Source organism: Enterococcus sp. AMC2644 (assembly GCF_058216475.1).
Genome location: NZ_JBZACW010000002.1, coordinates 18,272 through 42,980, shown reverse-complemented (window position 1 = coordinate 42,980; position 24,709 = coordinate 18,272). Strand labels below are relative to the sequence as shown.

25 protein-coding genes and 4 pseudogenes are annotated in these 24,709 nt (G+C 36.5%); 21 read left to right on the top strand and 8 right to left on the bottom strand.

From position 1 onward, the window contains the following. The first annotated feature begins 97 nt into the window (after positions 1–97). The 4 genes from AC4BC5_RS15115 (at position 98) to AC4BC5_RS15100 (ending at position 3,026) form a co-directional block, all read left to right on the top strand. Complete coding sequence (locus tag AC4BC5_RS15115; protein WP_490497582.1) at positions 98–1,597, top strand: primase C-terminal domain-containing protein; 1,500 nt, start codon at positions 98–100, stop codon at positions 1,595–1,597. 136 nt (positions 1,598–1,733) lie between these two features. Next, positions 1,734–2,021: a type III secretion system protein PrgN gene (locus tag AC4BC5_RS15110; RefSeq protein WP_490497581.1), complete on the top strand. Its 288-nt coding sequence runs from the start codon at positions 1,734–1,736 to the stop codon at positions 2,019–2,021. Positions 2,022–2,024: 3 nt separating this feature from the next. Next, positions 2,025–2,789 carry a zeta toxin family protein gene (locus AC4BC5_RS15105; RefSeq protein ID WP_490497580.1) on the top strand — a complete coding sequence of 255 codons (765 nt, stop codon included), beginning with the start codon at positions 2,025–2,027 and terminating at the stop codon, positions 2,787–2,789. Between the two features lie 27 nt (positions 2,790–2,816). After that, positions 2,817–3,026 (top strand): hypothetical protein, encoded by a 210-nt coding sequence (locus tag AC4BC5_RS15100; protein ID WP_025479636.1) that lies wholly within the window; start codon positions 2,817–2,819, stop codon positions 3,024–3,026. Between the two features lie 89 nt (positions 3,027–3,115). On the opposite strand, the gene aspT is transcribed toward AC4BC5_RS15100, so the two are convergent. The 3 genes from aspT to AC4BC5_RS15085 all read right to left on the bottom strand — a co-directional run bounded on the left by aspT (position 3,116) and on the right by AC4BC5_RS15085 (position 7,225). Then, positions 3,116–4,777, bottom strand: coding sequence for an aspartate-alanine antiporter (gene aspT / locus AC4BC5_RS15095; RefSeq protein WP_490497579.1), 1,662 nt, complete (start codon positions 4,775–4,777; stop codon positions 3,116–3,118). A gap of 13 nt (positions 4,778–4,790) precedes the next feature. Then, positions 4,791–6,377, bottom strand: a complete 1,587-nt coding sequence (locus AC4BC5_RS15090) for a bifunctional aspartate transaminase/aspartate 4-decarboxylase (protein WP_490497578.1) — start codon at positions 6,375–6,377, stop codon at positions 4,791–4,793. Positions 6,378–6,544: 167 nt separating this feature from the next. Continuing rightward, positions 6,545–7,225, bottom strand: coding sequence for an IS6-like element IS1216 family transposase (locus tag AC4BC5_RS15085; protein ID WP_490497577.1), 681 nt, complete (start codon positions 7,223–7,225; stop codon positions 6,545–6,547). Positions 7,226–7,309: 84 nt separating this feature from the next. On the opposite strand from AC4BC5_RS15085, the pseudogene AC4BC5_RS15080 reads away from it, so the two are divergent. Beyond that, positions 7,310–7,642, top strand: a pseudogene (locus AC4BC5_RS15080) (SOS response-associated peptidase family protein); the annotation flags it as partial. Between the two features lie 15 nt (positions 7,643–7,657). On the opposite strand, the pseudogene mobV reads toward AC4BC5_RS15080, so the two are convergent. Then, positions 7,658–8,856, bottom strand: a pseudogene (gene mobV / locus AC4BC5_RS15075) (MobV family relaxase). A 460-nt stretch (positions 8,857–9,316) separates the two neighbouring features. On the opposite strand from mobV, the gene AC4BC5_RS15070 reads away from it, so the two are divergent. Beyond that, positions 9,317–9,451: an IS3 family transposase gene (locus AC4BC5_RS15070; protein ID WP_105195096.1), complete on the top strand. Its 135-nt coding sequence runs from the start codon at positions 9,317–9,319 to the stop codon at positions 9,449–9,451. Between the two features lie 114 nt (positions 9,452–9,565). Here AC4BC5_RS15070 and AC4BC5_RS15065 read toward each other — a convergent pair whose 3' ends face one another. Next, a complete protein-coding gene (locus AC4BC5_RS15065) occupies positions 9,566–11,095 on the bottom strand; it encodes a multicopper oxidase family protein (protein ID WP_081135853.1) in 1,530 nt (509 codons plus the stop codon). Between the two features lie 94 nt (positions 11,096–11,189). Then, a pseudogene (locus AC4BC5_RS15060) lies at positions 11,190–11,528 on the bottom strand (IS6-like element IS1216 family transposase); the annotation flags it as partial. A 520-nt stretch (positions 11,529–12,048) separates the two neighbouring features. Here AC4BC5_RS15060 and AC4BC5_RS15055 point away from each other — a divergent pair. The 12 genes and pseudogenes from AC4BC5_RS15055 to AC4BC5_RS15000 all read left to right on the top strand — a co-directional run bounded on the left by AC4BC5_RS15055 (position 12,049) and on the right by AC4BC5_RS15000 (position 20,519). After that, positions 12,049–12,219: a hypothetical protein gene (locus tag AC4BC5_RS15055; RefSeq protein WP_002415115.1), complete on the top strand. Its 171-nt coding sequence runs from the start codon at positions 12,049–12,051 to the stop codon at positions 12,217–12,219. Between the two features lie 13 nt (positions 12,220–12,232). Further along, complete coding sequence (locus AC4BC5_RS15050) at positions 12,233–12,850, top strand: recombinase family protein (protein WP_086310168.1); 618 nt, start codon at positions 12,233–12,235, stop codon at positions 12,848–12,850. Beyond that, entirely contained in the window at positions 12,850–14,994 is a 2,145-nt protein-coding gene (locus AC4BC5_RS15045) for a type IA DNA topoisomerase (RefSeq protein ID WP_490497595.1), read from the top strand. The genes AC4BC5_RS15050 and AC4BC5_RS15045 overlap by 1 nt, the downstream gene beginning before the upstream one ends. 102 nt (positions 14,995–15,096) lie before the next feature. Then, on the top strand, positions 15,097–15,993 hold the full coding sequence (locus AC4BC5_RS15040; protein ID WP_012477197.1) for a ParA family protein: 897 nt from the start codon (positions 15,097–15,099) through the stop codon (positions 15,991–15,993). Positions 15,994–16,084: 91 nt separating this feature from the next. After that, positions 16,085–16,300: a peptide-binding protein gene (locus AC4BC5_RS15035; protein ID WP_001835296.1), complete on the top strand. Its 216-nt coding sequence runs from the start codon at positions 16,085–16,087 to the stop codon at positions 16,298–16,300. A 16-nt stretch (positions 16,301–16,316) separates the two neighbouring features. After that, positions 16,317–16,589 (top strand): antitoxin, encoded by a 273-nt coding sequence (locus tag AC4BC5_RS15030; protein WP_000301765.1) that lies wholly within the window; start codon positions 16,317–16,319, stop codon positions 16,587–16,589. 1 nt (position 16,590) lies between these two features. Then, the gene (locus AC4BC5_RS15025; RefSeq protein WP_174121837.1) at positions 16,591–17,454 is read left to right on the top strand and encodes a zeta toxin family protein; all 864 of its coding nucleotides are present in this window, start codon (positions 16,591–16,593) and stop codon (positions 17,452–17,454) included. Between the two features lie 52 nt (positions 17,455–17,506). Next, positions 17,507–17,647, top strand: a pseudogene (locus tag AC4BC5_RS15020) (IS1595 family transposase); the annotation flags it as partial. Positions 17,648–17,796: 149 nt separating this feature from the next. Then, positions 17,797–18,339, top strand: a complete 543-nt coding sequence (locus tag AC4BC5_RS15015) for a ClbS/DfsB family four-helix bundle protein (protein ID WP_173962519.1) — start codon at positions 17,797–17,799, stop codon at positions 18,337–18,339. 490 nt (positions 18,340–18,829) lie between these two features. Beyond that, a complete protein-coding gene (locus AC4BC5_RS15010; RefSeq protein ID WP_002326830.1) occupies positions 18,830–19,147 on the top strand; it encodes a hypothetical protein in 318 nt (105 codons plus the stop codon). 535 nt (positions 19,148–19,682) lie between these two features. Continuing rightward, complete coding sequence (locus AC4BC5_RS15005; protein ID WP_002300565.1) at positions 19,683–20,180, top strand: DnaJ domain-containing protein; 498 nt, start codon at positions 19,683–19,685, stop codon at positions 20,178–20,180. A gap of 33 nt (positions 20,181–20,213) precedes the next feature. Then, entirely contained in the window at positions 20,214–20,519 is a 306-nt protein-coding gene (locus AC4BC5_RS15000; protein WP_490497594.1) for a hypothetical protein, read from the top strand. A gap of 22 nt (positions 20,520–20,541) precedes the next feature. Here AC4BC5_RS15000 and AC4BC5_RS14995 read toward each other — a convergent pair whose 3' ends face one another. Then, positions 20,542–20,799 (bottom strand): hypothetical protein, encoded by a 258-nt coding sequence (locus AC4BC5_RS14995; RefSeq protein ID WP_016629479.1) that lies wholly within the window; start codon positions 20,797–20,799, stop codon positions 20,542–20,544. A gap of 2 nt (positions 20,800–20,801) precedes the next feature. Next, positions 20,802–21,101, bottom strand: a complete 300-nt coding sequence (locus tag AC4BC5_RS14990; protein WP_029486080.1) for a hypothetical protein — start codon at positions 21,099–21,101, stop codon at positions 20,802–20,804. Between the two features lie 291 nt (positions 21,102–21,392). On the opposite strand from AC4BC5_RS14990, the gene mobQ reads away from it, so the two are divergent. The 3 genes from mobQ to AC4BC5_RS14975 all read left to right on the top strand — a co-directional run bounded on the left by mobQ (position 21,393) and on the right by AC4BC5_RS14975 (position 24,708). Continuing rightward, positions 21,393–23,378 carry a MobQ family relaxase gene (gene mobQ / locus AC4BC5_RS14985; protein ID WP_490497593.1) on the top strand — a complete coding sequence of 662 codons (1,986 nt, stop codon included), beginning with the start codon at positions 21,393–21,395 and terminating at the stop codon, positions 23,376–23,378. Between the two features lie 23 nt (positions 23,379–23,401). Continuing rightward, on the top strand, positions 23,402–23,527 hold the full coding sequence (locus AC4BC5_RS14980) for a hypothetical protein (protein ID WP_428890440.1): 126 nt from the start codon (positions 23,402–23,404) through the stop codon (positions 23,525–23,527). Positions 23,528–23,661: 134 nt separating this feature from the next. Next, a complete protein-coding gene (locus AC4BC5_RS14975) occupies positions 23,662–24,708 on the top strand; it encodes an FtsX-like permease family protein (protein WP_428890439.1) in 1,047 nt (348 codons plus the stop codon). Position 24,709: the final 1 nt, after the last annotated feature.

Genomic DNA, 24,709 nt, shown 5'->3' with positions numbered 1-24,709 from the left:
TTGTTTTGTCATTCATTTAAGACTTCTAAGCTATTGGGAGAACACAAATCTTTAAGATTATTTGTGTTCTCTTTTAGTTTGGGAAGGAATAACAGTCATGGCAGCTTCTTTGGATGTCGTATATTCGACGGTATTACAAAATGGTATCCGTAAATTCAAATATAAAAACAGCCACCTAAAACCGGTCTCTTTTAGTGATCAGTCGGGGAAGGGGGCTATTTTTGCGTACCGTTCAAAGGAACACATGATCGAGGGGATTGGACTAGTGATCACTTCAGAAGAAGGGGTGATCGAAAACAATAATCGATTCACTCATTGGACACCAAATGTATTTCGCTATGGAACGTATGCTGATGAAGCCAGAATGTTTACAAAAGGTCATTCGGAGGACAATTTACGCCAAATCAATACTTTCTTTGTTGATTTTGACACATTGGATCCAAACTTTGACTATGGAGAAATTATCTTGGCCAGTCACGAGATCGGCTTTATGCCGACAATGATTCTACGTACACCGCATGGATTTCAAGCTTTCTATGTACTAGACAAGCCTGCATACGTGACGAAGAAATCAAATTTTAAAGTGATCAATGTGGCCAAAATGATCTCAAAAAATCTAAGAAACAAATTTTCAAATGATTATCGGTTTCCAGTTGATGTAAATGCCAATCATTTTGGGATCACACGTATGCCTTCTGAAGAGAATGTTTTATTCTTTGAACCACAGTATTGTTATAGTTTCGAAGAATGGATCGACTGGTCAATGAGAGAAGATGCGGACAAAAAAGCGGAGATCAAGAACGTTTTTGTATTACCATCTACTCAAGAATTTCGTCAAGTCGATGAACCCTGGTTCCAGCTGTTGCTAAAAAGTCAAAAAATACAAGGTGAAAAGGGCGTATATGGTCGAAATAATGTCATATTCACCTTGTCTTTGGCATACTTTTCGTCAGGATACGAAGTAGAAGCATGTGAATTGACGATGTTAGAATTCAATGACCGCTTGGCTAACCCTTTATCTGATCGAGAATTAACCAGAATCATTCGTTCCGCTTACTCCGGAAAATATCAAGCAGCGCACAGAGAAAAAATTGTCCTATTATGCCAAGAGTGGGTCGATGCCAATCTTTCTGAAGAGCAACTATTCAACAAAAAACGGGGTTGGTGGAAATTCAAGAAAGAAAGAGCTGTTCGCAAGTATTCACATAGTCATGAATGGGCAGAAGATCTACTGTCCTATTTGAATGAGCAATCCTATGAAGAACAACCATACATTCTTTCTACAAAAAAAGAGTTAACTGAACGTTTAAAGATCCCAAAACGTTCCCTGGACAAAGTACTGAAGCAGTTAAGAGAAGAGAACAAAATTCATTTTCGTGTTCGTGCTGGTCGTAATGGAGGTATTATGCTAGCTTCGATACATGGATTGATGCGCTCCGTTATCCGGCTAAAAAAAGAAAGCCAGGGGGCTTATTTCGCTGCGATCTCAGAAGCTTTTGGAAGAGAATACATGTTTATCCAGACAGCACTGAAACGCTTGATAGAACCCAATAAGATCGGCGTGCAAACAGATCTGTTCATGATTGATACAGGTTGAAATTAAAAGGTGCAAATTGCCTATTACATTATATCTATGATACGTTCCTTCTTTTTCTCCGCCTTGCTTGCTGGTCTTAAGAAAGAGTAGTACTATTATCGCAAACGTAATAATATGGGGGGAGGTCTTTCTGACTATGAGTATCAATAACTTTGTATATCCCTACCCGATCAATGTATTTATTATTTCGCGGTTAGGTATGACAGTAGAGCAATTTTGTGAGTTGCATGGCTATAAGCAGAGTACAGTAGCAAGCTGGGTAACTAGAAACCGTGCAGTAAAAACGTTACCTTGTGATTTTTTATATTGTCTTAGTCTTTCTTCAGGCTGGTCGATGGATGATGTTTATCGTCATTTATTGGTGTTGGAGGAGAAGTTCTTAAAGAGTATCAATCCAAAAAAGAAGAAAGAACAGGTGGATTGATTGATGACGGAGGAGGAGATAGCTGTTCTTAATAGGATCAAAGAATGGTCTGTTCTTTTGAAAATTTATTATGGGATTTTGACTTTATCTTTTATTGATAATGATACCTTTAAACAACAGCACCCAAATTTTGACGAATTAGTGAAACTCTATGAAAAAGACGTAGTAAAACATGCAACACCCTATTCTAATCGTATGACAGAAGCACTTATTAGCCGTTTAAGCGATCAAGGCTATAATTTAGTGATTGAAGGCACAGGACGAACAACAGACGTTCCTATTCAAACAGCCACAATGCTTCAATCTAAAGGTTATGAAACAAAAATGTATATCATGGCAGTACCTAAAATCAACTCATATTTAGGAACAATTGAACGGTATGAAACTATGTATGCAGATGATCCAATGACAGCCAGGGCAACACCAAAACAAGCACATGATATTGTTGTCAAAAACTTACCGACCAATTTAGAAACCCTTCATAAAACGGGCTTATTTAGCGATATAAGGCTTTACAATAGAGAAGGAGTGAAACTCTATTCAAGCTTAGAAACGCCTTCCATTAGTCCGAAAGAGACCTTAGAAAGAGAATTAAATCGTAAAGTATCAGGGAAAGAAATTCAACCGACTTTGGAGAGAATAGAGCAAAAAATGGTTCAAAATCAACACCAAGAAACCCCTGAATTTAAAGCAATTCAACAAAAAATGGAAAGCTTGCAGCCACCTAAACCACCAATACCTAAAATACCTAAACTTCCAGGGCTTTAAAAATTAAAGAAGAAAGGGGCTTAGATCATGAAAAATATATCAACAGCAGCAGTCGTTGCATTCTTTTATATATTAATTAGTTTTTCGATAGATTTGTTTAGTGGAGATATAACTTTTTCTAGTGCTTCAATTTCTCATTTGTTAATTGGATATGTAATTGTATTTGTGTCTTACTTAATAGGTGTTTTTATAGTTCACATATTTGTAAAAACGATTAATAAAAAAAGAGTTAAATAAATAAAAAAAAGAAAAATAGGGCAGTTACCAAAAAAAACTTGGCTTGTTCTCTGTAAAAAGAGAGATAAGCCAAGTTTTTTTATTTTTTTTTAACTCATTAACGCGACTACCAATGGCCCTAAGACGGTCAAGAGGATGTTGCCGACTGCATAGGCTGGAGTGAAGCTCAGCGCGAAGATACTGCTGCCGGTCTCTTCATTGATGGCGTTCAAGGCGGCGTTGATAGTGCCGGCCCCGGTCAAGGACCCGATATTATCGATCGGATTGAGTTTCAAGACATAATTCCCAAACAGGAGTGTCACCAGATGGGGCACGATGGAGATGATCGCCCCGATCAAGAGGACACTCCAACCCATTTTTTCCAAAGCGGGAACAAATTCCCGGCCGGCTTGCAAACCGACGACGGCGATGAATAGATTCAAACCGACGCTCTTTAAGAACCAGCGAGTGGAGGCGGGAATATTACCATGGTTGGCATGTTTGTCTTGGTACCAACCGAAGAACAAACCAAGGAATAATGCCCCGCCACCGGTCCCAAGGGTCAATGGGATCGTTCCAAGGGTAATCACGATCGTACCCAGTAAGATTCCCAAGACGATCCCGATAGAAAGGTAACTAACATCGGTTTCGGCACCATCGATCACTTCATAACCGAGACTTGGCAGGACTTTTTGGATCGCCCGCTGCGTACCCATGATGGTGATCCGATCATCGGCTCTTAGCGTCGTCAGATCAGTGATTGGTGCGCCATTGCGTTCGGCTTTAGTGATCATCACACCGGCGTCGATCAATTCTTCCACCGCATGATAATTGAAGACTTTGGTCAGCATCACCGTTGGACTTTTCAATTGGATTTTGCGGTAAGGTTTGCTTGGTAATTCTTTGATCGTGGGATTTTTCGCCATGAATTTCAAGAATTCATCAACATTGCCGACGATCACCAAGTAATCATGTTCTTGGATTACGACATCAGGGGTCGCGTCAAGCAACTGTTGGTTACGGACGATCTCTTCTACGATAAAACGGCCTTGGTACATTTTTTCAAATTCTGCCACCGTTTTGCCGATGATCGGCGCGTTTGGACCGACATCAAAGACCCGCAAATTGATACTGCTGGTTAAAACAGAACTGCCTTGGCCAGTGAAGTCCAATTTTTCCATCATTTTTTTGGTTTCTTCTTTAAGGTTGATGCCTAAGATCATGGGGGCGATATTTTTCAAGAAGATCAAAACCCCTACCGTCCCAAAGACATAGGTCAAAGCGTAGGCGATGGCGATCTCCGAGGTATAGGTGTTCTTCAAAGCTGATGAAATATCCAGCCCATTGATCGCTGAAGTCGCGGTCCCGATGGTAGCGGACTGGGTTAAGGCACCGGAAATGATTCCGGCAGCTTCCCCGACACCGACTTTGAATACTTTAAACAAGGCCAGCGCGACCCCTAAACCAACGGCGGCAAAGAAGACACTTTGGATCACGATCTTCAGTCCGGTTTTCTTCAAGCTACGAACGAAGGCTGGACCAACTTCATAACCGATCGTGAAGATAAAGAGGTCAAAAAAGATATCCTTAACTACCGGATCGATTTTGAAGACGCCGATTTGGCCGATCAAAAGTCCCACGAGCAAAACCCCAACGGTCGAACCGAGAGAGAAACTCTTGATCCGGAATTTACCAACTAGATAACCTACCGCCAAACAAAGGAAGATCGTTAAGGCGGGTGTATTAAGCAAAAAATCTGTGACTGCTTTCATCTCTCATACCCCCTTAAGCTTTCTTGTAGGCTTCGTGGTATTCCGTTAAAAGTTCCAGGACTTGTTTCCCGATCAAGCGATAGTCTTCCGTTGGCAAGTTGGCTTCAGAGACCCGCAAGTCCCCAGCAGCGGCGCCAAATCCGACACCATCCATCAACACAACGCCATTCTTTTGCGCCAAATTCAATAAGAAATCGACTTGTTCGAAGTTGTTTTGCAAATATTCCCGGAAGTCTTTGCCATAGTGTTTTTCCGCTAGGCTGTAAACATCGATCAAGGAATAATATTTCGCGTTTTCCGGACTGTCATCTTTTGGCACACCCAGTGATTCAAAAAGATCGGTATAACGAGTGTCGACTAATTTTTTCGAGCTTTCGATATATGGATCCGTTTGGTCGCGATTGACTAAGTGGGTCAAGGAGAACAAGACTTCCATCATTTGTTGCGGCGTGGATAAACCAGACGTATGATACAGACCGATCGAGCGGCTGTCAGCTACCATCCGATCGATGAATTTCATTTTTTCCGGTTCCAATGTGACTAAGCTGTAGCGTTTGTGTAACGCTTTTTTGTTGTCATCAGAAAGTCCGGCGATCAGTTTATCAAAGACATTATCTTGATGGACCCCGATCACGCCTAAACGCCAACCCGTCGCGCCAAAGAGTTTCGAGAAGGAATAAACCAGCAAGGTATTGTGAGGTACCATACTATAGACGGTTTGGAAATTATCCACGAAGGTCCCGTAAACATCATCGGTAATGATCATCAAATTCGGATTTTTTTCCACGGCTTTTTGGATCTCTTTCAAAGCTTTGTCGTCAAAGGCTTTTGAGCCAGGGTTACTAGGATTGACGATGAAGAAAGCTTTGATGGATTCATCTTGCAATTTATCGATGGCTTCCGGTGAGATCTGCCAATTATTTTCTTCCGTTGAACGTAGATTGATCTCCACCATTTCGTAGTCGTTCAACTCAGGGATTTGTAGATAAGGCGTAAAGATCGGTGTATTGATAGCGATCTTGTCACCGGCCTTGATCAATTTGTTTTCTTTTAGGGAATTAAAAATATAAACGATCGCTGCTGTTCCACCTTCTGTTGGGAACAATTGCGTTTGGTCGGCTAGAGTGACACCGTTGTATAAAGCGGATTGGAGATATTGATTGATAATGACTTCTGCATTTTTCAAGACCCGACTTGGGACCGGATAATTATTCCCGATCACGCCGTCCACCCATTCCTTGACGACTTCATCCTGATCCAACTGTAGATCATCTTTCACATAAGCCAAGGTATCCATCAAAAATTGATCCGTCGCGTTTTTCTCTGGCTCTAAGAAAGCTTCAAAACGTTCCCGGATCCCTGCCAGTTCGGTATAACCCGCCAGGTCACCTTGATCCATCGTCCGCTCTGATTCTTGGATCCCGAATTCCACGATCCGTCCAAAAGCTAAGCGCGCTTTTTTATTGATCCAGTTAGGATTTCCGCGACCAGCGTTCAAGAAGATATTACTTTTCTGATTCTTTTGCGCCAGCTTCAACATTTGGTTACTGATCTCAAAAGCGCCGAGATTTTCTAATTTTTCTTCACTTTGCTTATCCAAATCAAACACATCCTTTTCTTTTTTTCGTACAAATCCAGACTACTAGCAATGAAAAAATTATGCAAACGGTAACGCTTGAAAGAATTGATAAAAACTTGATTTATCACTATTTTGGTTCTGTTGCAAAGTTTTAAATAAAGAATAAAATCCCTTACGGTATCTATGATTTAAGCTGGGATTCCCAATAATACCTTGATTTCAGTACAGACCGAAAACCCGAAGAGAGTACCTTCTTTTCGGGTTTTCTTATATAATCCTCGAATGGCTTCCATGCCTTTAATCGTGGTAGAGGCAGTGCGTAAACTTCGATAGAATTTATTGCGTCTCTTTACTGGACGATGGTCTTGTTCAATCAAATTATTCAGGTATTTAATGGTACGATGTTCTGTCCCTTGATAAAAGCCGTATTCTTTTAGTTTCTTAAAGGCACTTGTAATAGAGGGGGCTTTATCTGTGACTACAACCTTCGGTTCATCAAACTGCTTCACTAACCGCTTAAGAAAAGCATAGGCTGCTTGTGTGTCCCGTTTTTTACGTAACCAAATATCCAAGGTTAAACCATCTGCATCGATGGCTCGATACAAATAATGCCATCTTCCTTTAATTTTGATGTACGTTTCATCCATTTTCCATGAATAAAAGGATTTTTTATTTTTCTTTTTCCAAATTTGATAGAGTAGTTTGCCATATTCTTGCACCCAACGATAAATCGTCGTATGAGAAACGTTACTGCCACGATCATATAAGATTTCTTGAACTTCACGATAGCTAAGGTTATAACGAAGATAGTAGCCCACGGCTACAATAATCACATCCTGCTGAAATTGCTTTCCTTTAAAATGATTCACCGTCATTCCTCCTGCTATCTTTTTCTATTATTCTACCTTATTTGATAGTAGATTTAAAACTTTGCAACAGAACCTGATCAAGTAATTCCCAATGCTGCCAGCAAGCAAATTCGAGTTGGATATAACGAAATTTTCCCTTCAAATCATGTGGTTACACTTGGCCTTAATAAAGATTCGCAAATTGTTCCTGGCGTTACCAAGTGGGGATTCCAAGGATTTAAAAAAGGCCAGCTCATGATCAATGCACGGGCGGAGACAGTAGAAGAAAAGAAAACTTTCTCAAAAGCCTTCAGAGAGACACGTTGCGTGTTCCCTCTTTCCGGATTCTACGAATGGGATTCCGAAAAACGAAAACTATTGTTTACTTCAACTGAGAGAGACGTTTTTTATCTAGGCGGCTTTTATCGTATTCATAGGTTCTGTTGCAAAGTTTTAAATAAAGAATAAAATTAATGCTTTAACTTGTTCGATACCGCGATCTAATCTAGTTGGCGCTATTTTCGTATCTGGATTTGCTCTAGCTGTCGTGAGAGTTTTTGAACAGGACTGGGCCTCTTTTTTATTTTGAGTGAGTTCTTCATGATCCAGCTTATAAAGAACATACCGAGCTTCCACATCAGTATGCGATAGCTTGTCGACAGCATAATCATTTTTAAGCATGTCTCGCATGGCATAATCCAGCTTTTGCTGGTCTCGCTGCCGCTTCTGAAGTACTTGATGCGTTTCTTTCAGGTTTTGATAGTCTGCTTGGACGTCAGCTAATTGTGCTTTGACTTGTCCTAACGTTTGCTTGAGTTCTTCCGTCTCATGCTGGCTTTGTAAGGTGGCTTTCTTCATCGTGGCTAACACGTTTTTAAAGCGATCTAAGTCATCTGGTTTAAGCACCGTCTTACCAAAGAGGTTTTTAGATAAGGCTTGTATAAAATCATCAATTTGTTTTTCGGCTAAGTCAACTTCCGTTAAGGCTCGATCCGTGATTTTAAGTACGGCCTGTTTAGCCCTAATATTTTCTTCAACGTCAGCTAGTTCGTTTTTTAAGGCGTTAAACTGATCGTTGTATTTTTTGATTTCAGCGACATTCTCAAACGGTAAGGTTTTGTTATTTAGAATACCGTGTTCATAAAAGGGCAGCACCTTTTTTAAATGCTGATTTAAATCCTCATGAAAGGTTTGTAAATCATGGCGCGTGAGCACTTCTTTAGCGGAGACTTTATAACGTGATTTTTTATCATCAAAAACCACTGGGACAAAGGCATAGTGCAAGTGAGGGGTGGTCTCGTTATAATGCACCACGGCGGCCACAGCATTTTCTTGACCATAACGGTCATTGAGAAATGCCGTGGTTGCTTCAAAAAAGGCGCTCTGTTGCTCGTAGGGTGCTTCTGCGAGTTCTTCAGGAAAGTGACTATCCAAATCGCTAACGCCTTCACATCGTCTCTTTTCATGCAATAAACGTCATTTAAACGCGCATTGAAGCGTGAAAGCATATCTGAACCATCTGCCATGAGATCTTGATTCAGATATGCTTTCGACACATCAATTTCTTTGTTAGTGTGATGGTCGGTTTTACGTTCAAAATGGACCGCTAAACCGGGTACTGCGCCACGCGTATTTTTCTTTAAATGCGCCATCAAAAATGCCTCCTCGAAAAAGGTTTTCCAAGACCAGTATAACACCGTTAAAAATCTGGTATAGCCTGTTATACCAAAATACTATTTTGGACAGGCTCTGCGAGGCGAGTCATCGACAAGCGATGACAGTAGCGTTTCCCCTTCCTACTGGGCAAACTGCTATTTTACAGCGCCTATTATCCGGCTCGTAAAACCTCCGGCGGGTCACGCCGTGACGGGGCAATTTATCATTGCAGGATCACCTTCAGTGAGAGCATGTCATGCAGAACACTACCCGCGTCGGGCAAGCTGGTATCAGCTTAACCACATTAAAATAATCTGTAAACGTAAGTGTATAATAACAAAAAAATTGTAGTGGACTATCGCAATTAATAGGTGTTATACAATAAAAGCAAACAAAAAGGCACCCTTAAGGTGCCCACATTATTTTAACGATCATTAAGATCATCAAAATGGCCGTATGGAAGCGTTTCGTTCAATATTGAAGCGTGAAGAGGTGTATCTGAAGGCATACCAAACATTAACTGAAGTCCAAGCAGCCATTGGTTGGTATATCAATTTTTATAATCGCAATCGTATCTCAAATGTTGCCTAAGTAACTGAATAAAAATAGTCCAATTTATTGACTTCTGAGCAAAGCCCCGCGATGTTTGATCGTTGGAGAGTTCATATTAAAATCATCTTTTTCTATATTAGTATTGTGGGACGTTTACATTTTCATTCCCATTTTTTCATAAGACTGCATACCGCCCATCCAAATCTCAGATGGTTTGACGCCACGTTCTTTAGCCAAGGCCATCATTAACGTATCCATATCCATCAATTTATATTCTTGCTTTGGCTTGGCTGGATCGAATGTTTCAATCTGTGCCATCATGCCGCCATCTTCGTGCTCAAGGATATGGCAGTGATACATATAAACCCCTGGCAAATCAAAGCGAACCAGCAGCCGAACCGTTTCACCAGGATTTACGCCAACGGTATCTTTGAAACCATATTCATTTGGATACGGCGCATGCCCATTCCGCGACAAGACTAAGAATTGGGTTCCATGCACATGGAATGGATGAACCATTCCAGGCGCATCATTGCTATTGGTAACATCCCAGTACTGGGCTTTGCCAATTGGTTGCGTGGCATCAATCCGCTGCATGGCAAACTTTTTACCATCAATCGCAACACCTTCGTCCATCCCCTGCATCACAACGTGGCGAACTGGCAAAGCCGGGTCAACCACTGGTGCCTTCACATCGAACAACTTATCAGGCAAGGTAGTCTGATCCGGTTTGAACGCATGAATGCGGAACTTTAGCAATGGCACATCATCCGTATATAAGGTGACCTCGTCGCCTTCATGGTATTGGCCAAAATCAACGATCACTTCGGCACGCTCAGCACAAGTCAGCATCAAATGGGTAAATTTGACCGGCTCCGGTAACAGTGAGCCATCCCCGCCAATTTGCGTAAATGGCAGGTCATCGGAAAAATGCAACCGCCATTCACGGCGATTAGCACCATCCAGAAAACGCAACCGGACCTTTTGCGTGGTGACATCAAAATAGGGATTGATTGTACCGTTAATCATTGCAGTTGGCCCAGCAACACCGTCAGGATCATAATCAGCCCGGTAGTCCCACTGGTTGTTCTCATGAAAACGCCGGTCTTGCAAAATGACTGGAATATCGTCAACGCCATAGTTCCTTGGCAATGGCAGGCCGGCTTCATGGTCGTCTTTGACAATCACCATGGCAGCCAAACCATGCCAAACCTGCTCGGCTGTGGATGGGCACGGATGCGCGTGCAGCCACAAAGTCGTCGCCGGTTGTTCCAATGTGAAGTCGATATACTTACTTTCACCCGGATAAACCGGCGCATGGCATCCGCCATCAACATAAGGGCCACTGACATTAGCCCCATGCCAATGAAAAGTGGTCAACTCAGGCAGGGTGTTTTTCAGTGTCACATGCGTATGCTGACCACGGCGATACACAATCGTCTGACCTAACAGACTGGTATTATAGCCCCACGTCTTGGTCTTCGCCCCAGGTAACAGTTGCGTTTCTCCAGCCTCTGCTGTCACCGTGTAATAAACGTCGGTCGCCGTCTCTTTATCCGGTTTCAACAACGGCGGCACATTTAAGGGCTTCTCAGGCGCATCACTGACCTCAAGCGGCACGTATCCGCCATCGTGGAGATCAAACGCTGGCTCATCAAAGAAATAGTCCGTATAGTTTTTCATCGTGATTTCCCCCTCTGACAAGAATTTTAACACTTTTTAGGGTTCTGTTGCAAAGTTTTAAATAAAGAATAAAATCCCTTACGGTATCTATGATTTAAGCTGGGATTCCCAATAATACCTTGATTTCAGTACAGACCGAAAACCCGAAGAGAGTGCCTTCTTTTCGGGTTTTCTTATATAATCCTCGAATGGCTTCCATGCCTTTAATCGTGGTAGAGGCAGTGCGTAAACTTCGATAGAATTTATTGCGTCTCTTTACTGGACGATGGTCTTGTTCAATCAAATTATTCAGGTATTTAATGGTACGATGTTCTGTCCCTTGATGAAAGCCGTATTCTTTTAGTTTCTTAAAGGCACTTGTAATAGAGGGGGCTTTATCTGTGACTACAACCTTCGGTTCATCAAACTGCTTCACTAACCGCTTAAGAAAAGCATTGTTGCTATCGATCATTAAAGTAAAAAAAGAAGAAAAAGAAAGCTATATAAAGGCGCTGACAAATTCTTTTGACTTAGAGGATAAATTCATTCAAGAGACTTTAAACAAGCTAGCAGAACGCCCCAAAACGGACACACAACTCGATTTGTTTAGCTACGATACAGGCTGAAATTAAAACCCGCACTATGCCATTACATTTATATCTATGATACGTGTTTGTTTTTCTTTGCTGTTTAGTGAATGATTAGCAGAAATATACAAAGTAAGATTTTAATTAATTATTAGGGGGAGAAGGAGAGAGAGTAGCCCGAAAACTTTTAGTTGGCTTGGACTGAACGAAGTGAGGGAAAGGCTACTAAAACGTCGAGGGGCAGTGAGAGCGAAGCGAACACTTGATTTTTTAAGTTTCTATCTTTTATAGGTCATTAGAGTATACTTATTTGTCCTAATATGATTTTAGCAGTATAATTGACTTGGTGAATAGGTCATTTAAGTTGAGCATAATAGGAGGATTAAAATGAAAAAATTTATTTATCGAGTTTTAGAAAATGACGAAGTGGTGGCTATTTTTAATGAGCAACAATATGCGCATGATTTTATCGCTTACGAAAAGACAATTTCTGATAAGCAATTTGAAATTGAAAAAGTAGATATAGCTGATTGGTTATTGCAACCGAGAGAATTTTAGAGGTTGGTTGAAAATGGCTAAAATTGGTTATGCACGTGTCAGTAGCAAAGAACAGAACTTAGATCGGCAATTACAAGCGTTACAGGGCGTTTCTAAGGTCTTTTCAGACAAATTAAGCGGTCAATCGGTCGAACGTCCACAATTACAAGCTATGCTTAACTATATTCGTGAAGGGGATATTGTTGTAGTTACTGAATTAGATCGATTAGGACGGAATAATAAAGAATTAACAGAATTGATGAATGCCATTCAACAAAAAGGAGCAACGCTTGAAGTTTTGAATTTGCCCTCTATGAATGGGATTGAAGATGAAAATTTAAGGCGTTTGATTAATAATTTAGTGATTGAATTATATAAGTATCAAGCGGAATCAGAACGCAAACGTATTAAAGAACGACAAGCCCAAGGGATTGAAATAGCTAAGTCAAAAGGAAAATTCAAAGGTCGTCAGCATAAATTTAAAGAAAATGATCCACGTTTAAAACATGCTTTTGATTTATTTTTGAATGGTTGTTCCGATAAAGAAGTTGAAGAACAAACTGGAATTAATCGCCGAACGTTTAGAAGGTATCGAGCAAGATATAACGTGACAGTCGATCAAAGAAAAAACAATGAAAAGAGGGATAGTTAATGAGTACGGTTATTTTAGCTGAAAAACCAAGCCAGGCATTAGCCTACGCAAGTGCTTTAAAACAAAGCGCCAAAAAAGACGGTTATTTTGAGATCAAAGACCCACTATTTACAGATGAAACGTTTATCACCTTTGGTTTTGGGCATTTGGTGGAATTAGCAGAACCAGGTCATTATGACGAAAAGTGGCAAAATTGGAAACTTGAATCATTGCCTATTTTTCCTGATCGATACGATTTTGAAGTTGCAAAAGATAAGGGAAAGCAGTTTAAAATTGTTGCAGAACTTCTAAAAAAGGCAAATACAATTATTGTTGCAACAGATAGCGACAGAGAAGGTGAAAATATCGCCTGGTCGATTATCCATAAAGCAAATGCCTTTTCAAAAGATAAAACATTTAAAAGACTATGGATCAATAGCTTAGAAAAAGATGTGATCCGAAGCGGTTTTCAAAATTTGCAACCAGGAATGAATTACTATCCCTTTTATCAAGAAGCGCAAACACGCCAAATTGCCGATTGGTTGATCGGCATGAACGCAAGCCCTTTATATACCTTGAATTTACAACAAAAAGGCGTACAAGGTACATTTTCTTTAGGACGTGTACAAACACCGACTTTATATCTCATTTATCAACGCCAGGAAGCCATAGAGAATTTTAAAAAAGAACCTTTTTTTGAGGTGGAAGCTAGTATAAAAGTAAACCAAGGGTCATTTAAGGGCGTTCTAAGCCCCACACAGCGATTTAAGACCCAAGAGGAACTTTTATCCTTTGTTTCTTCAAATCACGCTAAAATAGGCAATCAAGAGGGCAGAATCGCTGACGTGCAAACCAAAGAGAAAAAAACGAATAGTCCTAGTCTGTTTTCTTTAAGTAGTTTGCAGTCAAAAGTCAATCAGCTTTATAAAGCGACAGCGAGCCAAACTTTAAAAGCTATGCAAGGACTGTATGAAGCAAAATTATTGAGTTATCCAAGAACAGATACACCATTTATTACAGAGAACGAATTTGCTTATTTAAAAGCGAATTTTGGCAAATATAGCGGTTTTTTAGGACTTGATCTTGAAATGGTTCAAACAGAGCCTAGAAAGCGTTATGTGGACGGTAGCAAGGTACAGGAACACCACGCCATTATCCCAACAAAACAAGTACCCAATGAAGCAGCGTTAGTAAAAATGGACGATTTACAACGAAAAATTTATGCTTTAGTCGTTAAAACGACCGTTGCCATGTTTTTACCTGATTACTTGTATGAAGAAACCAAGATACAAACGAAAGTAGCTGATTTGCTGTTTCAATCGATCGGAAAGACACCAAAACAAGAAGGGTGGAAAATTCTTTTTAAACAACAAAATAAAGAAGAAAAAGAGGACGTTCAAACGTTACCCTTGGTTATCATTGGAGAACATGCCGAGGTTGACGTTAAGAGTGCCGAAAAAGAAACACAACCACCGAAAGCTTTTACAGAGGGTACACTTTTAACCGCTATGAAAACGGCGAATAAAACGGTTGATGATGAAGAAGCAATCAAGATTTTACAAGAAGTCGAGGGGATCGGAACAGAAGCGACAAGAGCAAGCATTATTGAAGCCTTGAAACAAAAAGAATATATCCAAGTGATTAAGAATAAGCTTGTTGTAACTGAAAAAGGAAAATTATTGTGCCAGGCAGTTGAAAGTCAGCACCTTTTAACGAGTGCTGAAATGACGGCTAAATGGGAAACGTATTTAAAAAAAATCGGTAAAAGAGAAGGCAATCAAGAGAACTTTATTACGAATATCAAAAAATTCATTGTTCATTTACTGGAAGCTGTACCTAACGATATAGAAAAACTAAATTTTTCTGATTACCAGGAACAGAAAGAAAAAGAAGCAGAAAAAAGTATTGTAGGAAAATGTCCTAAGTGTGGCAACAATATTGTATTAAAAAAATCTTTTTATGGTTGTTCAAATTATCCTGAATGTAAGTTCACTTTAGCTGAACATTTTAGAAAGAAAAAACTCACCAAAACGAATGTAAAAGAATTACTGGAGGGAAAAGAAACCCTGGTAAAAGGAATCAAAAATAAAGAGAAAAAGTCCTACAATGCCGTTGTAAAAATCGGGGAAAAGGGATATATTGATTTTATTTCATTCTCAAAATAAGCATAAAAGCCCTATTTAAAGGGCTTTTATATATTAATCACAAATCACTTATCACAAATCACAAGTGATTTGTGATTAATCACTTGTGATTTGTGATTTTTAATGATACAATATTACTATACAAAAAAAGAATGGGGCGTAGTTATGGAGAAGGAAGAACTCAAAATACTTGAAGAATTAAGACGTATTTTAAACAGTAAAAATGAAGCAATTGTTATCTTAAACAATTATTTTAAAGGTGGTGTTGGAAAGTCAAAATTATCTACTATGTTTGCTTATTTGACAGACAAATTTAATTTAAAAGTTTTAATGATCGATAAGGACTTACAAGCAACATTGACAAAAGACTTAGCAAAAACATTTAAGGTAGAATTGCCACGTGTCAATTTTTATGAAGGCTTGAAAAATGGAAACTTGGCTTCTTCTATTATTCATTTGACTGATAATTTAGACTTGATCCCTGGCACGTTTGATTTGATGTTATTACCAAAATTAACTCGCTCATGGACTTTTGAAAATGAAAGTAGATTGCTTGCTACTCTTTTAGCACCTTTAAAAAGTGACTATGATCTCATTATTATTGATACTGTACCAACGCCAAGCGTTTATACAAATAATGCAATCGTGGCGAGTGATTACGTTATGATCCCTTTACAAGCAGAAGAAGAAAGTACAAACAACATTCAAAACTATATTTCCTATTTGATTGATTTACAAGAACAATTTAACCCTGGACTAGATATGATCGGTTTTGTTCCTTATTTAGTTGATACGGACAGCGCAACGATAAAATTAAACCTGGAAGAACTGTACAAGCAACATAAAGAAGATAACTTGGTTTTCCAAAATATTATCAAGCGAAGTAATAAAGTAAGTACCTGGTCTAAAAACGGCATTACAGAACATAAAGGCTATGACAAAAAAGTTTTATCCATGTATGAGAACGTATTTTTTGAAATGCTTGAACGAATTATTCAATTAGAAAACGAAAAAGAATAGAATCACAAATCACAAGTGATTAATCACAAATCACTTGTGATTTGTGATTGTTGATGATAAAATAAGAATAAGAAGAAATAGAAAGAAGTGAGTGATTGTGGGAAATTTAGGCGCACAAAAAGCAAAACGAAATGATACACCAATCAGTGCAAAAAAAGATATAATGGGAGATAAGACGGTTCGTGTTCGTGCTGACTTGCACCATATCATAAAAATCGAAACAGCAAAGAATGGCGGAAACGTAAAAGAAGTTATGGATCAAGCCTTAGAAGAATATATACGGAAATATTTACCTGACAAACTTTAAAAGGAGTGAAAATGAAATGGCAGTTACGTATGAAAAAACATTTGAAATAGAGATCATTAACGAATTATCGGCAAGCGTTTATAATCGAGTATTAAACTATGTTTTGAACCATGAATTAAATAAAAATGACTCTCAATTATTGGAAGTCAATTTATTAAACCAATTAAAGCTTGCAAAACGTGTAAATCTTTTTGATTATTCTTTAGAAGAATTACAAGCCGTTCATGAGTATTGGCGGTCAATGAATCGTTACTCAAAACAAGTTTTGAATAAAGAGAAAGTGGCTTAATATGGCAAATATAGTCAATTTTACTGACAAACAATTTGAGAATCGCTTAAATGATAATTTAGAAGAATTGATTCAAGGAAAAAAAGCGGTTGAATCGCCAACCGCTTTTTTACTTGGTGGGCAACCAGGGTCAGGGAAAACCAGTTTGCGATCAGCAATTTTTGAAGAAACACAAGGGAATGTTATTGTCATTGATAATGATACCTTTAAACAACAGCACCCTAATTTTGACGAATTAGTGAAACTCTATGAAAAAGACGTAGTAAAACACGTTACCCCTTATTCGAATCGCATGACAGAAGCACTTATTAGCCGTTTGAGCGATCAAGGGTATAATTTGGTGATCGAAGGTACAGGACGAACAACAGACGTTCCTATTCAAACCGCAACAATGCTTCAATCTAAAGGTTATGAAACAAAAATATACGTCATGGCAGTACCGAAAATTGAATCATACTTAGGAACAATTGAACGATATGAAACCATGTATGCAGATGATCCAATGACAGCTAGGGCAACACCAAAACAAGCGCATGATATTGTTGTCAAAAACTTACCGACCAATTTAGAAACCCTTCATAAAACGGGCTTATTTAGCGATATAAGGCTTTACAATAGAGAAGGAGTGAAACTCTATTCAAGCTTAGAAACGCCTTCCATTAGTCCGAAAGAGACCTTAGAAAGAGAATTAAATCGTAAAGTATCAGGGAAAGAAATTCAACCGACTTTGGAGAGAATAGAGCAAAAAATGGTTCAAAATCAACACCAAGAAACCCCTGAATTTAAAGCAATTCAACAAAAATTGGAAAGCTTGCGGCCACCTACACCACCAATACCCAAAACACCTAAACTTCCAGGACTTTAAACCTTAAAAAAGGAAAAGAGTAGTTACCGTTTTTTGGTAACTACTCTTTTTTTATTTGAGTTGGTTCCGATTCCTCGATAGCATCAGACATCGCAACAACGATGCAACCGTCAGCAAAATGATAATAGAAAGTTGTTTATTCTCAACAGTAGAAACCTATGATAAACTTAGATTATCAGAATTTTCCAAATGATAATCTAAGTTGTTCAAGAATAGGGGCTGTATGATTTGGTCTATAAATTATGACCATTTAGGAAGTTTTAATCATATCAAAAGTAGAGAAAAAATATTCAAAGCTATATTTTCTTAAAATTTCCATTAGTCAAAGAGAGGAGATTAACTATGATAGACAAAAATGAGAAAGAGATTTTATTATTGAATAGCGAGAAAAATTTCAAAGAACTACTTGAAATAATTGAATCAGTACCGAAAAGTAAAAGAGGAATTTCTATTGAAACTCCAGAGAGAGATAAAAATTTTAGAGATGTTTTAATGCATCTTTATGAATGGCACGCAATGCTTGAGAGATGGTATAGAGAGGGTATGGATGGGGATATTCCTTTTATGCCAGCACCTGGTTATAAGTGGAGTAGTATTAAACTCCTGAATATACGGATTTGGGAGAACTATCAAGATGTGACATTAAATCAAGCTATAAAAAAATTGAAGTTAAGTCACCAAAGAGTAACAGACTTAATTAAAATACATACGAATGAAGAAATCGTGACAAAAAAATATTATAAGTGGACGAAAACAAGTAATTTGCTCAGTTATTTTACAGCGAACACATCTAATCATTACATTTGGGCTGTGAAAAAATGTGAAGTTATCGCAAAGGCTTTAAAAGAAATAGAAAATAAAAATTTTGTAAAAACGTCTACTTAAACGAACGAGGACTTTAATAGAGTAAACAAAAGGGAACTTCTAAAAATGGAAGTTCCCTTAATTCTCGTAAAAAATCAACAATATAATTTAACATAGCCTTTTTATAAAAACATTTCCTCTTGTTTTAAAAGCTGATCGAGAAATAAAGCACACAACGGTATTCTTTCTTTTTTCAGTTGGTACATTTTGCAGTCTGTAACGTGTCATTTACTGTTTGTTACCTTAACATATCCAGTCGAAAACACAAGGGTATATAAACGAGCAAGCTCGCCCTTGTGTTTTCTTTGTGTCTATGTTGCGTTCTCGTCACAGCAAACGACACGAACACACTGGCGAAAATGAACCAACAAAACGAAAAAAGAAAGGAGCGTACACTGTAATTTATTTCTAGCTTTTAAAACATGAGGAAAACAGCTTCACTTCCTCAAACGCCTAACAAAAATGGTTGTCAAAAAACTAAAAATCAAAAAAAAGAAAAGAGGAAAAGAAAATGGAAAAAACAAAAAAATTACAATTAGAAGATTTTACAGAAAATGGGTTTTATGGAACACAAGAACAGCAATATCTAAAAGCTCAAGTAAGAGAAGAGCTAAAAGAGCAAGGCTTTATCATAGATAGCAGTTTTGAGGGCGATTTTAAAACATGGATAGGTGTATACGCAAGACCAAAAGATAAACCGACCTACTTAGACCCTCAAAACGATAAAGAAGCAGAAGAACAAGAGCAATATTCTATTAACGGCTTTAAACAAGATTTTAGCGAATGGTTTGAGTGGGAAATAAAAAATTTGAAAATTAAAGAAATGTAAAAAAAAAGCCTAGCAAAAAAAGCTAGGTTTTTCTTTTAGATAAAACACCAAAAAGAAAAACCTAAGAAGGATAAAATAAGTTGTTCCACTTGCGGTGCAGTTGCTCCTCGTTCCAAACCCAACTTATTTCTTTGCAAAGATATTTGTATTTGACTAACACCTTTCCTCGAATGGTAAAAGCTAACCGTTCGTTACTCTACCTCAGATACTTTCTTTTTTCAGTTGGTACATTTTGCAGTGAGTAACGTCTCATTTACTGTTAGCTACCTTAACATAAGCAGTCAAAACCGCAAGGGTCAAGATGAACTCACTTTGTTCGCCCTTGCGGTTTCTTTGTGCGTATGTTTCGTTCACGTCACAGCAAACGACACGAACACACTGGCGAAAATGAACCACTAAACGAAAAAAGAAAGGAACAAGATATGTAGAACATTCACAGCTTTTACCATTCGAGGAAAACAGCTTCACTTCCTCAAACGCCTAACAAAAATGGTTGTCAAAAAGCCAAAAATCAAAAAGAAAAGTAATGATAAAAATGAAATACATTAAAAACGTTGAAACATTGGAAGAATTGAAAAAAGCCTACAAAAAGTTAGCTTTGAAGTTACACCCCGATTGTGGCGGTAATGAAGAAGAAATGAAAATTTTGAACAATGAATATGACGAACTGTTTAGCAAACTTAAAAACACTCACAAGAACAAAGACGGCGAAACCTATACAAAAGAAACGACTGAAACGCCCGAACAATTTAAGGACATTATAAATCAACTTTTCAATCTGAAAATGGACGGTGTATCAATTGAAATCGTGGGAACTTTTATATGGTTAACAGGCAACACAAAACCTTATAAGGACGACATAAAAGCCCTAGAATTTCGTTATTCACCAAAAAAATACGCATGGTATAAAGCACCAAGCGATTATAAAAAACGTAGTCGAAAAAATTATGATATGGACACAATAAGGGGAATGTATGGAAGTCAAAAGGTGAAGGAAGATAAAGAAGAAAAAAAATACTTACAAGCCAATTAAGGCTTGTAAGTTTATCAGAAAGGAAGTTTTAAAGTGGATATTAAAATAAAAAAAATAAATTTTGAAGGTAATATTTTAAAAGTTATAAAAGCGACAGTAACAGAAATGAGAGGAATAAACAATCATCAAAAAAATGATTTTGATTTATATCAAATAGAAGCACGTTCGCCAATGTCAACAAGAGAAATAACTTTAACAGTTGATTTTATAGAAAAAAAAGTATCAGGTGATATTATCGCTTTTGGTGATTGGTACGATTTGGATATAGAATCAGTAAATGAAATATTAAAGCAATTAAAAAAGGAAGAACAAACATTAAGAACAATCAATTTTATTTAAAAAAGTATCAAAAAAAGGAAAATTATTTTTCCTTTTTTTGATACTTTTTAGGTTTATTTGCTTTAATATATTCAGAAAAAATTTTTAAAAATTCTTCTGTTTCTTCAACCGTCAAATAATCAATTTCAAAGTATTTATCTAATAAAGCGCCTTTTTCAATTAATCGTTTTGTTCGTTGTTTTCTATTAATATTTTGCTCGCTATTCGCTCGCAAAATATTTTTTTGAATTTTTAGTTTTTCTATTCTTTTGTTGATGTCATTTAAATCATTATTTACCATAACTATTTAAGTAATTCAGAAAAATTTTGACTATTCGCATTTAATAAAGTTTCTAATTCATCATAGAATAATTCTTTGTTTTCTTCAATCGATTCAATAGAAATATCATTTTTTGAAAGGATAGAAAGAACAAAGTCACCAATATCTGCTTTAGACTTTAGAATTAATTCTTCTTTTTTCTTTTGTAATTCTTTAATTTGAAGTTCAATATCAGAAACAGTTCTCTTCTTTCTTTTTTTTGGCTTCGTTTTAGAATTAAAATTACCATTAATTGCATTAATATTTTGATCTTGACTTTCCATGAAATACGCCTCCTAATATATTGTGTAACTCTATCATATTATATTATTTTTCTAAAATCAATAATTATAAATGTAAATGTCAGATTAAACATAGTTACTTTTATAATGATAAGTGGTAAAATTAATTTATCAAGGATTCCCTTAGATGATTTACTAAGGGCGCACTTATACCCCTAAATTTTATTTAGTGGTAATTGTGCTATAAAACTTAATTTACATTTCGTTTTATCGTCAAGCGTGTTTGTTAAAATTCGCTACGCTCATGTTTGAAAAGAAAGAGAGGTGATACAATTGGCAATCTTCCATTTATCTATGACAATAGCAAAAAGAGAAGGCGGAAAAAGAAGTTTAATTGCAATGGCTTCTTATCGAAGCGGTGAAAAATTGTATAGTGAACTATACGAAAAAACAAATCTATATAACCATAGAACTATTAAACCAGAATCTTTTATTTTAAAGCCTGATTATGTACCTAATGAATTTTTAGATAGACAGACTTTATGGAACAAAATGGAACTAGCAGAAAAACAGGTGAATTCTCAAATTTGCCGAGAAGTAAATGTAGCATTGCCAATTGAATTAAATAATACAGATCAACGATCACTGATAGAAGAATTTGTTAAAGATAATTTTGTCAGTGAAGGAATGATTGCAGACGTAGCTATTCATAGAGATGATGAAAACAATCCTCATGCTCATATTATGCTAACAATGAGAGAAGTTGATAGTGAAGGTAATATTCTAAATAAAAGAAAAAGAATACCTAAACTAGATGAAAATGGCAATCAGATTTTTAACGAAAAAGGACAAAGAGTAACAGTTTCAATAAAAACTAATGATTGGGATAGAAAATCTCTTGTTTCTGAAATTCGTAAAGATTGGGCAGACAAAGTTAATAAATATCTAAAAGATAGAAATATCGATCAACAAATTACAGAAAAATCTCATGCGGAACTTGGTAAAAAAGAACTACCAACAATCCATGAAGGTTTTTACTCAAAAAAATTAGAAGATAAAGGAGTTATAAGTGAGTTAAAAAGGAAAAATTTAGAAATTCAAAGTTACAATGATGTTTTAAGCGAACTTGATAAACTTGAAAATCAAGAAAAAGTATTAAAACAAGACCAAAACTTTACTTTAAAATTTGAAAAAACATTTTCACCTTTAGAGAAAAAGGAATTGAAAAACCTTTCGCAAGAATTAAAAATATTTATCAATGATGAAAATATTGACAAAAGAATTAGTGAATTAAAGAGGTGGGAAAATTCACTTATCTTTAATAATAAAATGGAAATTCAAAAACAACGTTTGATGTTAAGTAAAATTAGTAGTGAACGAGATATGCTTACAAAGGCAAATGAAATTTTAGATAAACAAGCAGAAAGATTCTTCAAAAAATCTTATCCAAGTTTGAATATTGACAAATTTTCAAATCAAGAAGTTAGAGCAATGGTTAATGAAACCATATTTAGAAAACAGTTATTGAATAAAGATCAGTTAGCAGAGGTCATTTACAATGAAAGAGTAGTAGAAAAAGAAGAAAGTAAAAAGATTTTTAAAGAAAAACCATTTCAAACTAGCCGTTATCTTGATTCAAAAATTAAACAAGTTGAAGATAGTATAACAAAAGAAAATAACCCTGAAAGAAAAGAAATTTTATCAATTAAAAAAGAAAAACTAATAGGAATAAAACAAGGATTGATAGAATATGTTCAATCAGAAGTTGAAAGAAAATTTGATAAAAATGTTTCAATAGATTCAGTCATAGAAGGCGAAATGTTACTTGCAAAATCTGACTATTACAAAACAACTGATTTTTCTAAAGTCGAAGGAGTTGCTAGATTCAGCAGTGAGGAAATTAATTCCATGTTGGAACAATCAAAAGGCTTCTTAACTAACATTCAGACGGTGAAAATTCCTAATGATTGTCAAGGTGTATTTTTTGTTCAAGATAGCATGAAGTATATTGATGAACTAAGCCCATTAGCAAAACACAATCTGAAAAAGGTCGTTAATCGCAATGCTTATTTACCTGATTCTGATAAAATTGAATTAAGTAAGGAAATTGAAAATACTAATAAAGATCAATCCCAAGAATTGGAAAAAAATGAACCTGAAAAAAATGAAGTATCTGTAAAAATGTTCCAATATGCAAAATCAATTAATCGATTGTTGAGTGGTAACCAACCACAGAAAAAACGAAACTTAGACAAATTGATTAAGCAAACAAAAGCAAAAGAAAATCAATCATTACAAAGGAATATTCCTTTGCGATAAAATAAAAATAAGAGGTGTATAAAATGAAAAAAATTATCAAAAATACAAAGTTTAAGCTTGAAAGTGCGGTTATTGCATTAGGTACATTATTTATTACTGATCCAGTGTTTGCAGCCACTGATCCACAAGCAAAATTAGTTCAAGAATGAATAATAACTTCATTGATTTATCAAAAAGAGTATATGTGACACCCCAAGAAAAATTACTATTACTATTAAAAACCTTTTCAAAACACATTAAGTGATATATTAATAATAAATAGAATTAATAACAGGAGGTCATTATGTTTTTAGCTATTAAAGAGATGCTACATGAAAAATTGCGTTATAGCCTAATAGTGGCACTTATATTTTTAGTAAGTTATCTTTTGATTATTCTTACTGGTTTAGCCACTGGTTTAGCTAACCTAAACAAAGCGGCAATTAACGAGTGGGATGCTTCAAGTATTGTCTTAAATAGTGATTCTGAAGGACGTTTACAACAATCTTTTCTTTCACAGGATCAGGTTGCTAGTTTACCCAATAATGGAACCAGAATTTCACAGTATAGTACACTTTTAAAATCAGAAAATGGATTAAAAGAGAATGCTCAATTAGTAGCTCTTGATTCCAAATCGTTCATATTTAAAAAATTGAAAATAACAAGTGGTAGTAAAAATATCCGAAACAATGGCGGCGTCGTATCGGATAAATTCAAAAGTGATGGATTCAAAATCGGTGACTACTTGTTAGTTGCTAATTCATCATTGAGGATTAAAATTACAGGTTTTACACCCAGGGCAACTTTAAGTGCTCTTCCCGTGGTTTATATTTCACCAGGCACTATTCAATCACTGAATAAAGGTGTAACAAATGCTGTGGTATTCAAGAATACGTTAAATAATTCAAAAATACCAAAAGGGACTAATCAGTTGAGCATTGGCTCATTTATTAATAAATTACCTGGATATAGTGCACAACAACTCACATTCAACTTCATGATTGGTTTTTTGTATATTATTATTCTAATTGTTATTTCAATTTTCTTGTATATTCTGACCGTTCAAAAATTACCCAACTTAGGTGTCTTAAAGGCGCAAGGAGTCTCAACGCAATATCTTGTTTTGAGTACGTTATTTCAATCATTTATTATGTCAGTTATTGGCGTTATTATAGCCATTATATTAGGTGAAATAACAGCTATTACGTTACCCAGCGAGGTACCCATTGTCATCGATAAAAGTAATATTATTGTAACTGGAATAGGTATTATTATTATGTCCTTGTTGGGTGCATTGATACCAATTCGCCAAATTGCCAAAGTTGATCCTTACAAAATTATTGGAGGTTAAT

Bases quoted from the DNA above. Each gene is read 5' to 3' on its own strand.
- AC4BC5_RS15005 (WP_002300565.1), top strand. From the start codon at position 19,683: ATGAAATACATTAAAAACGTTGAAACATTGGAAGAATTGAAAAAAGCC.
- AC4BC5_RS15030 (WP_000301765.1), top strand. From the start codon at position 16,317: ATGGCAGTTACGTATGAAAAAACATTTGAAATAGAGATCATTAACGAA.
- AC4BC5_RS15040 (WP_012477197.1), top strand. From the start codon at position 15,097: ATGATACAATATTACTATACAAAAAAAGAATGGGGCGTAGTTATGGAG.
- AC4BC5_RS15065 (WP_081135853.1), bottom strand. From the start codon at position 11,095: ATGAAAAACTATACGGACTATTTCTTTGATGAGCCAGCGTTTGATCTC.
- AC4BC5_RS14980 (WP_428890440.1), top strand. From the start codon at position 23,402: ATGAAAAAAATTATCAAAAATACAAAGTTTAAGCTTGAAAGTGCGGTT.
- AC4BC5_RS15050 (WP_086310168.1), top strand. From the start codon at position 12,233: ATGGCTAAAATTGGTTATGCACGTGTCAGTAGCAAAGAACAGAACTTA.
- AC4BC5_RS15025 (WP_174121837.1), top strand. From the start codon at position 16,591: ATGGCAAATATAGTCAATTTTACTGACAAACAATTTGAGAATCGCTTA.
- AC4BC5_RS15045 (WP_490497595.1), top strand. From the start codon at position 12,850: ATGAGTACGGTTATTTTAGCTGAAAAACCAAGCCAGGCATTAGCCTAC.
- AC4BC5_RS15105 (WP_490497580.1), top strand. From the start codon at position 2,025: ATGACGGAGGAGGAGATAGCTGTTCTTAATAGGATCAAAGAATGGTCT.
- AC4BC5_RS14975 (WP_428890439.1), top strand. From the start codon at position 23,662: ATGTTTTTAGCTATTAAAGAGATGCTACATGAAAAATTGCGTTATAGC.
- AC4BC5_RS15010 (WP_002326830.1), top strand. From the start codon at position 18,830: ATGGAAAAAACAAAAAAATTACAATTAGAAGATTTTACAGAAAATGGG.
- AC4BC5_RS15070 (WP_105195096.1), top strand. From the start codon at position 9,317: ATGGAAGCGTTTCGTTCAATATTGAAGCGTGAAGAGGTGTATCTGAAG.
- AC4BC5_RS15100 (WP_025479636.1), top strand. From the start codon at position 2,817: ATGAAAAATATATCAACAGCAGCAGTCGTTGCATTCTTTTATATATTA.
- AC4BC5_RS14995 (WP_016629479.1), bottom strand. From the start codon at position 20,799: ATGGTAAATAATGATTTAAATGACATCAACAAAAGAATAGAAAAACTA.
- AC4BC5_RS14990 (WP_029486080.1), bottom strand. From the start codon at position 21,101: ATGGAAAGTCAAGATCAAAATATTAATGCAATTAATGGTAATTTTAAT.
- AC4BC5_RS15055 (WP_002415115.1), top strand. From the start codon at position 12,049: ATGAAAAAATTTATTTATCGAGTTTTAGAAAATGACGAAGTGGTGGCT.
- AC4BC5_RS15115 (WP_490497582.1), top strand. From the start codon at position 98: ATGGCAGCTTCTTTGGATGTCGTATATTCGACGGTATTACAAAATGGT.
- AC4BC5_RS15110 (WP_490497581.1), top strand. From the start codon at position 1,734: ATGAGTATCAATAACTTTGTATATCCCTACCCGATCAATGTATTTATT.
- AC4BC5_RS15015 (WP_173962519.1), top strand. From the start codon at position 17,797: ATGATAGACAAAAATGAGAAAGAGATTTTATTATTGAATAGCGAGAAA.
- aspT (WP_490497579.1), bottom strand. From the start codon at position 4,777: ATGAAAGCAGTCACAGATTTTTTGCTTAATACACCCGCCTTAACGATC.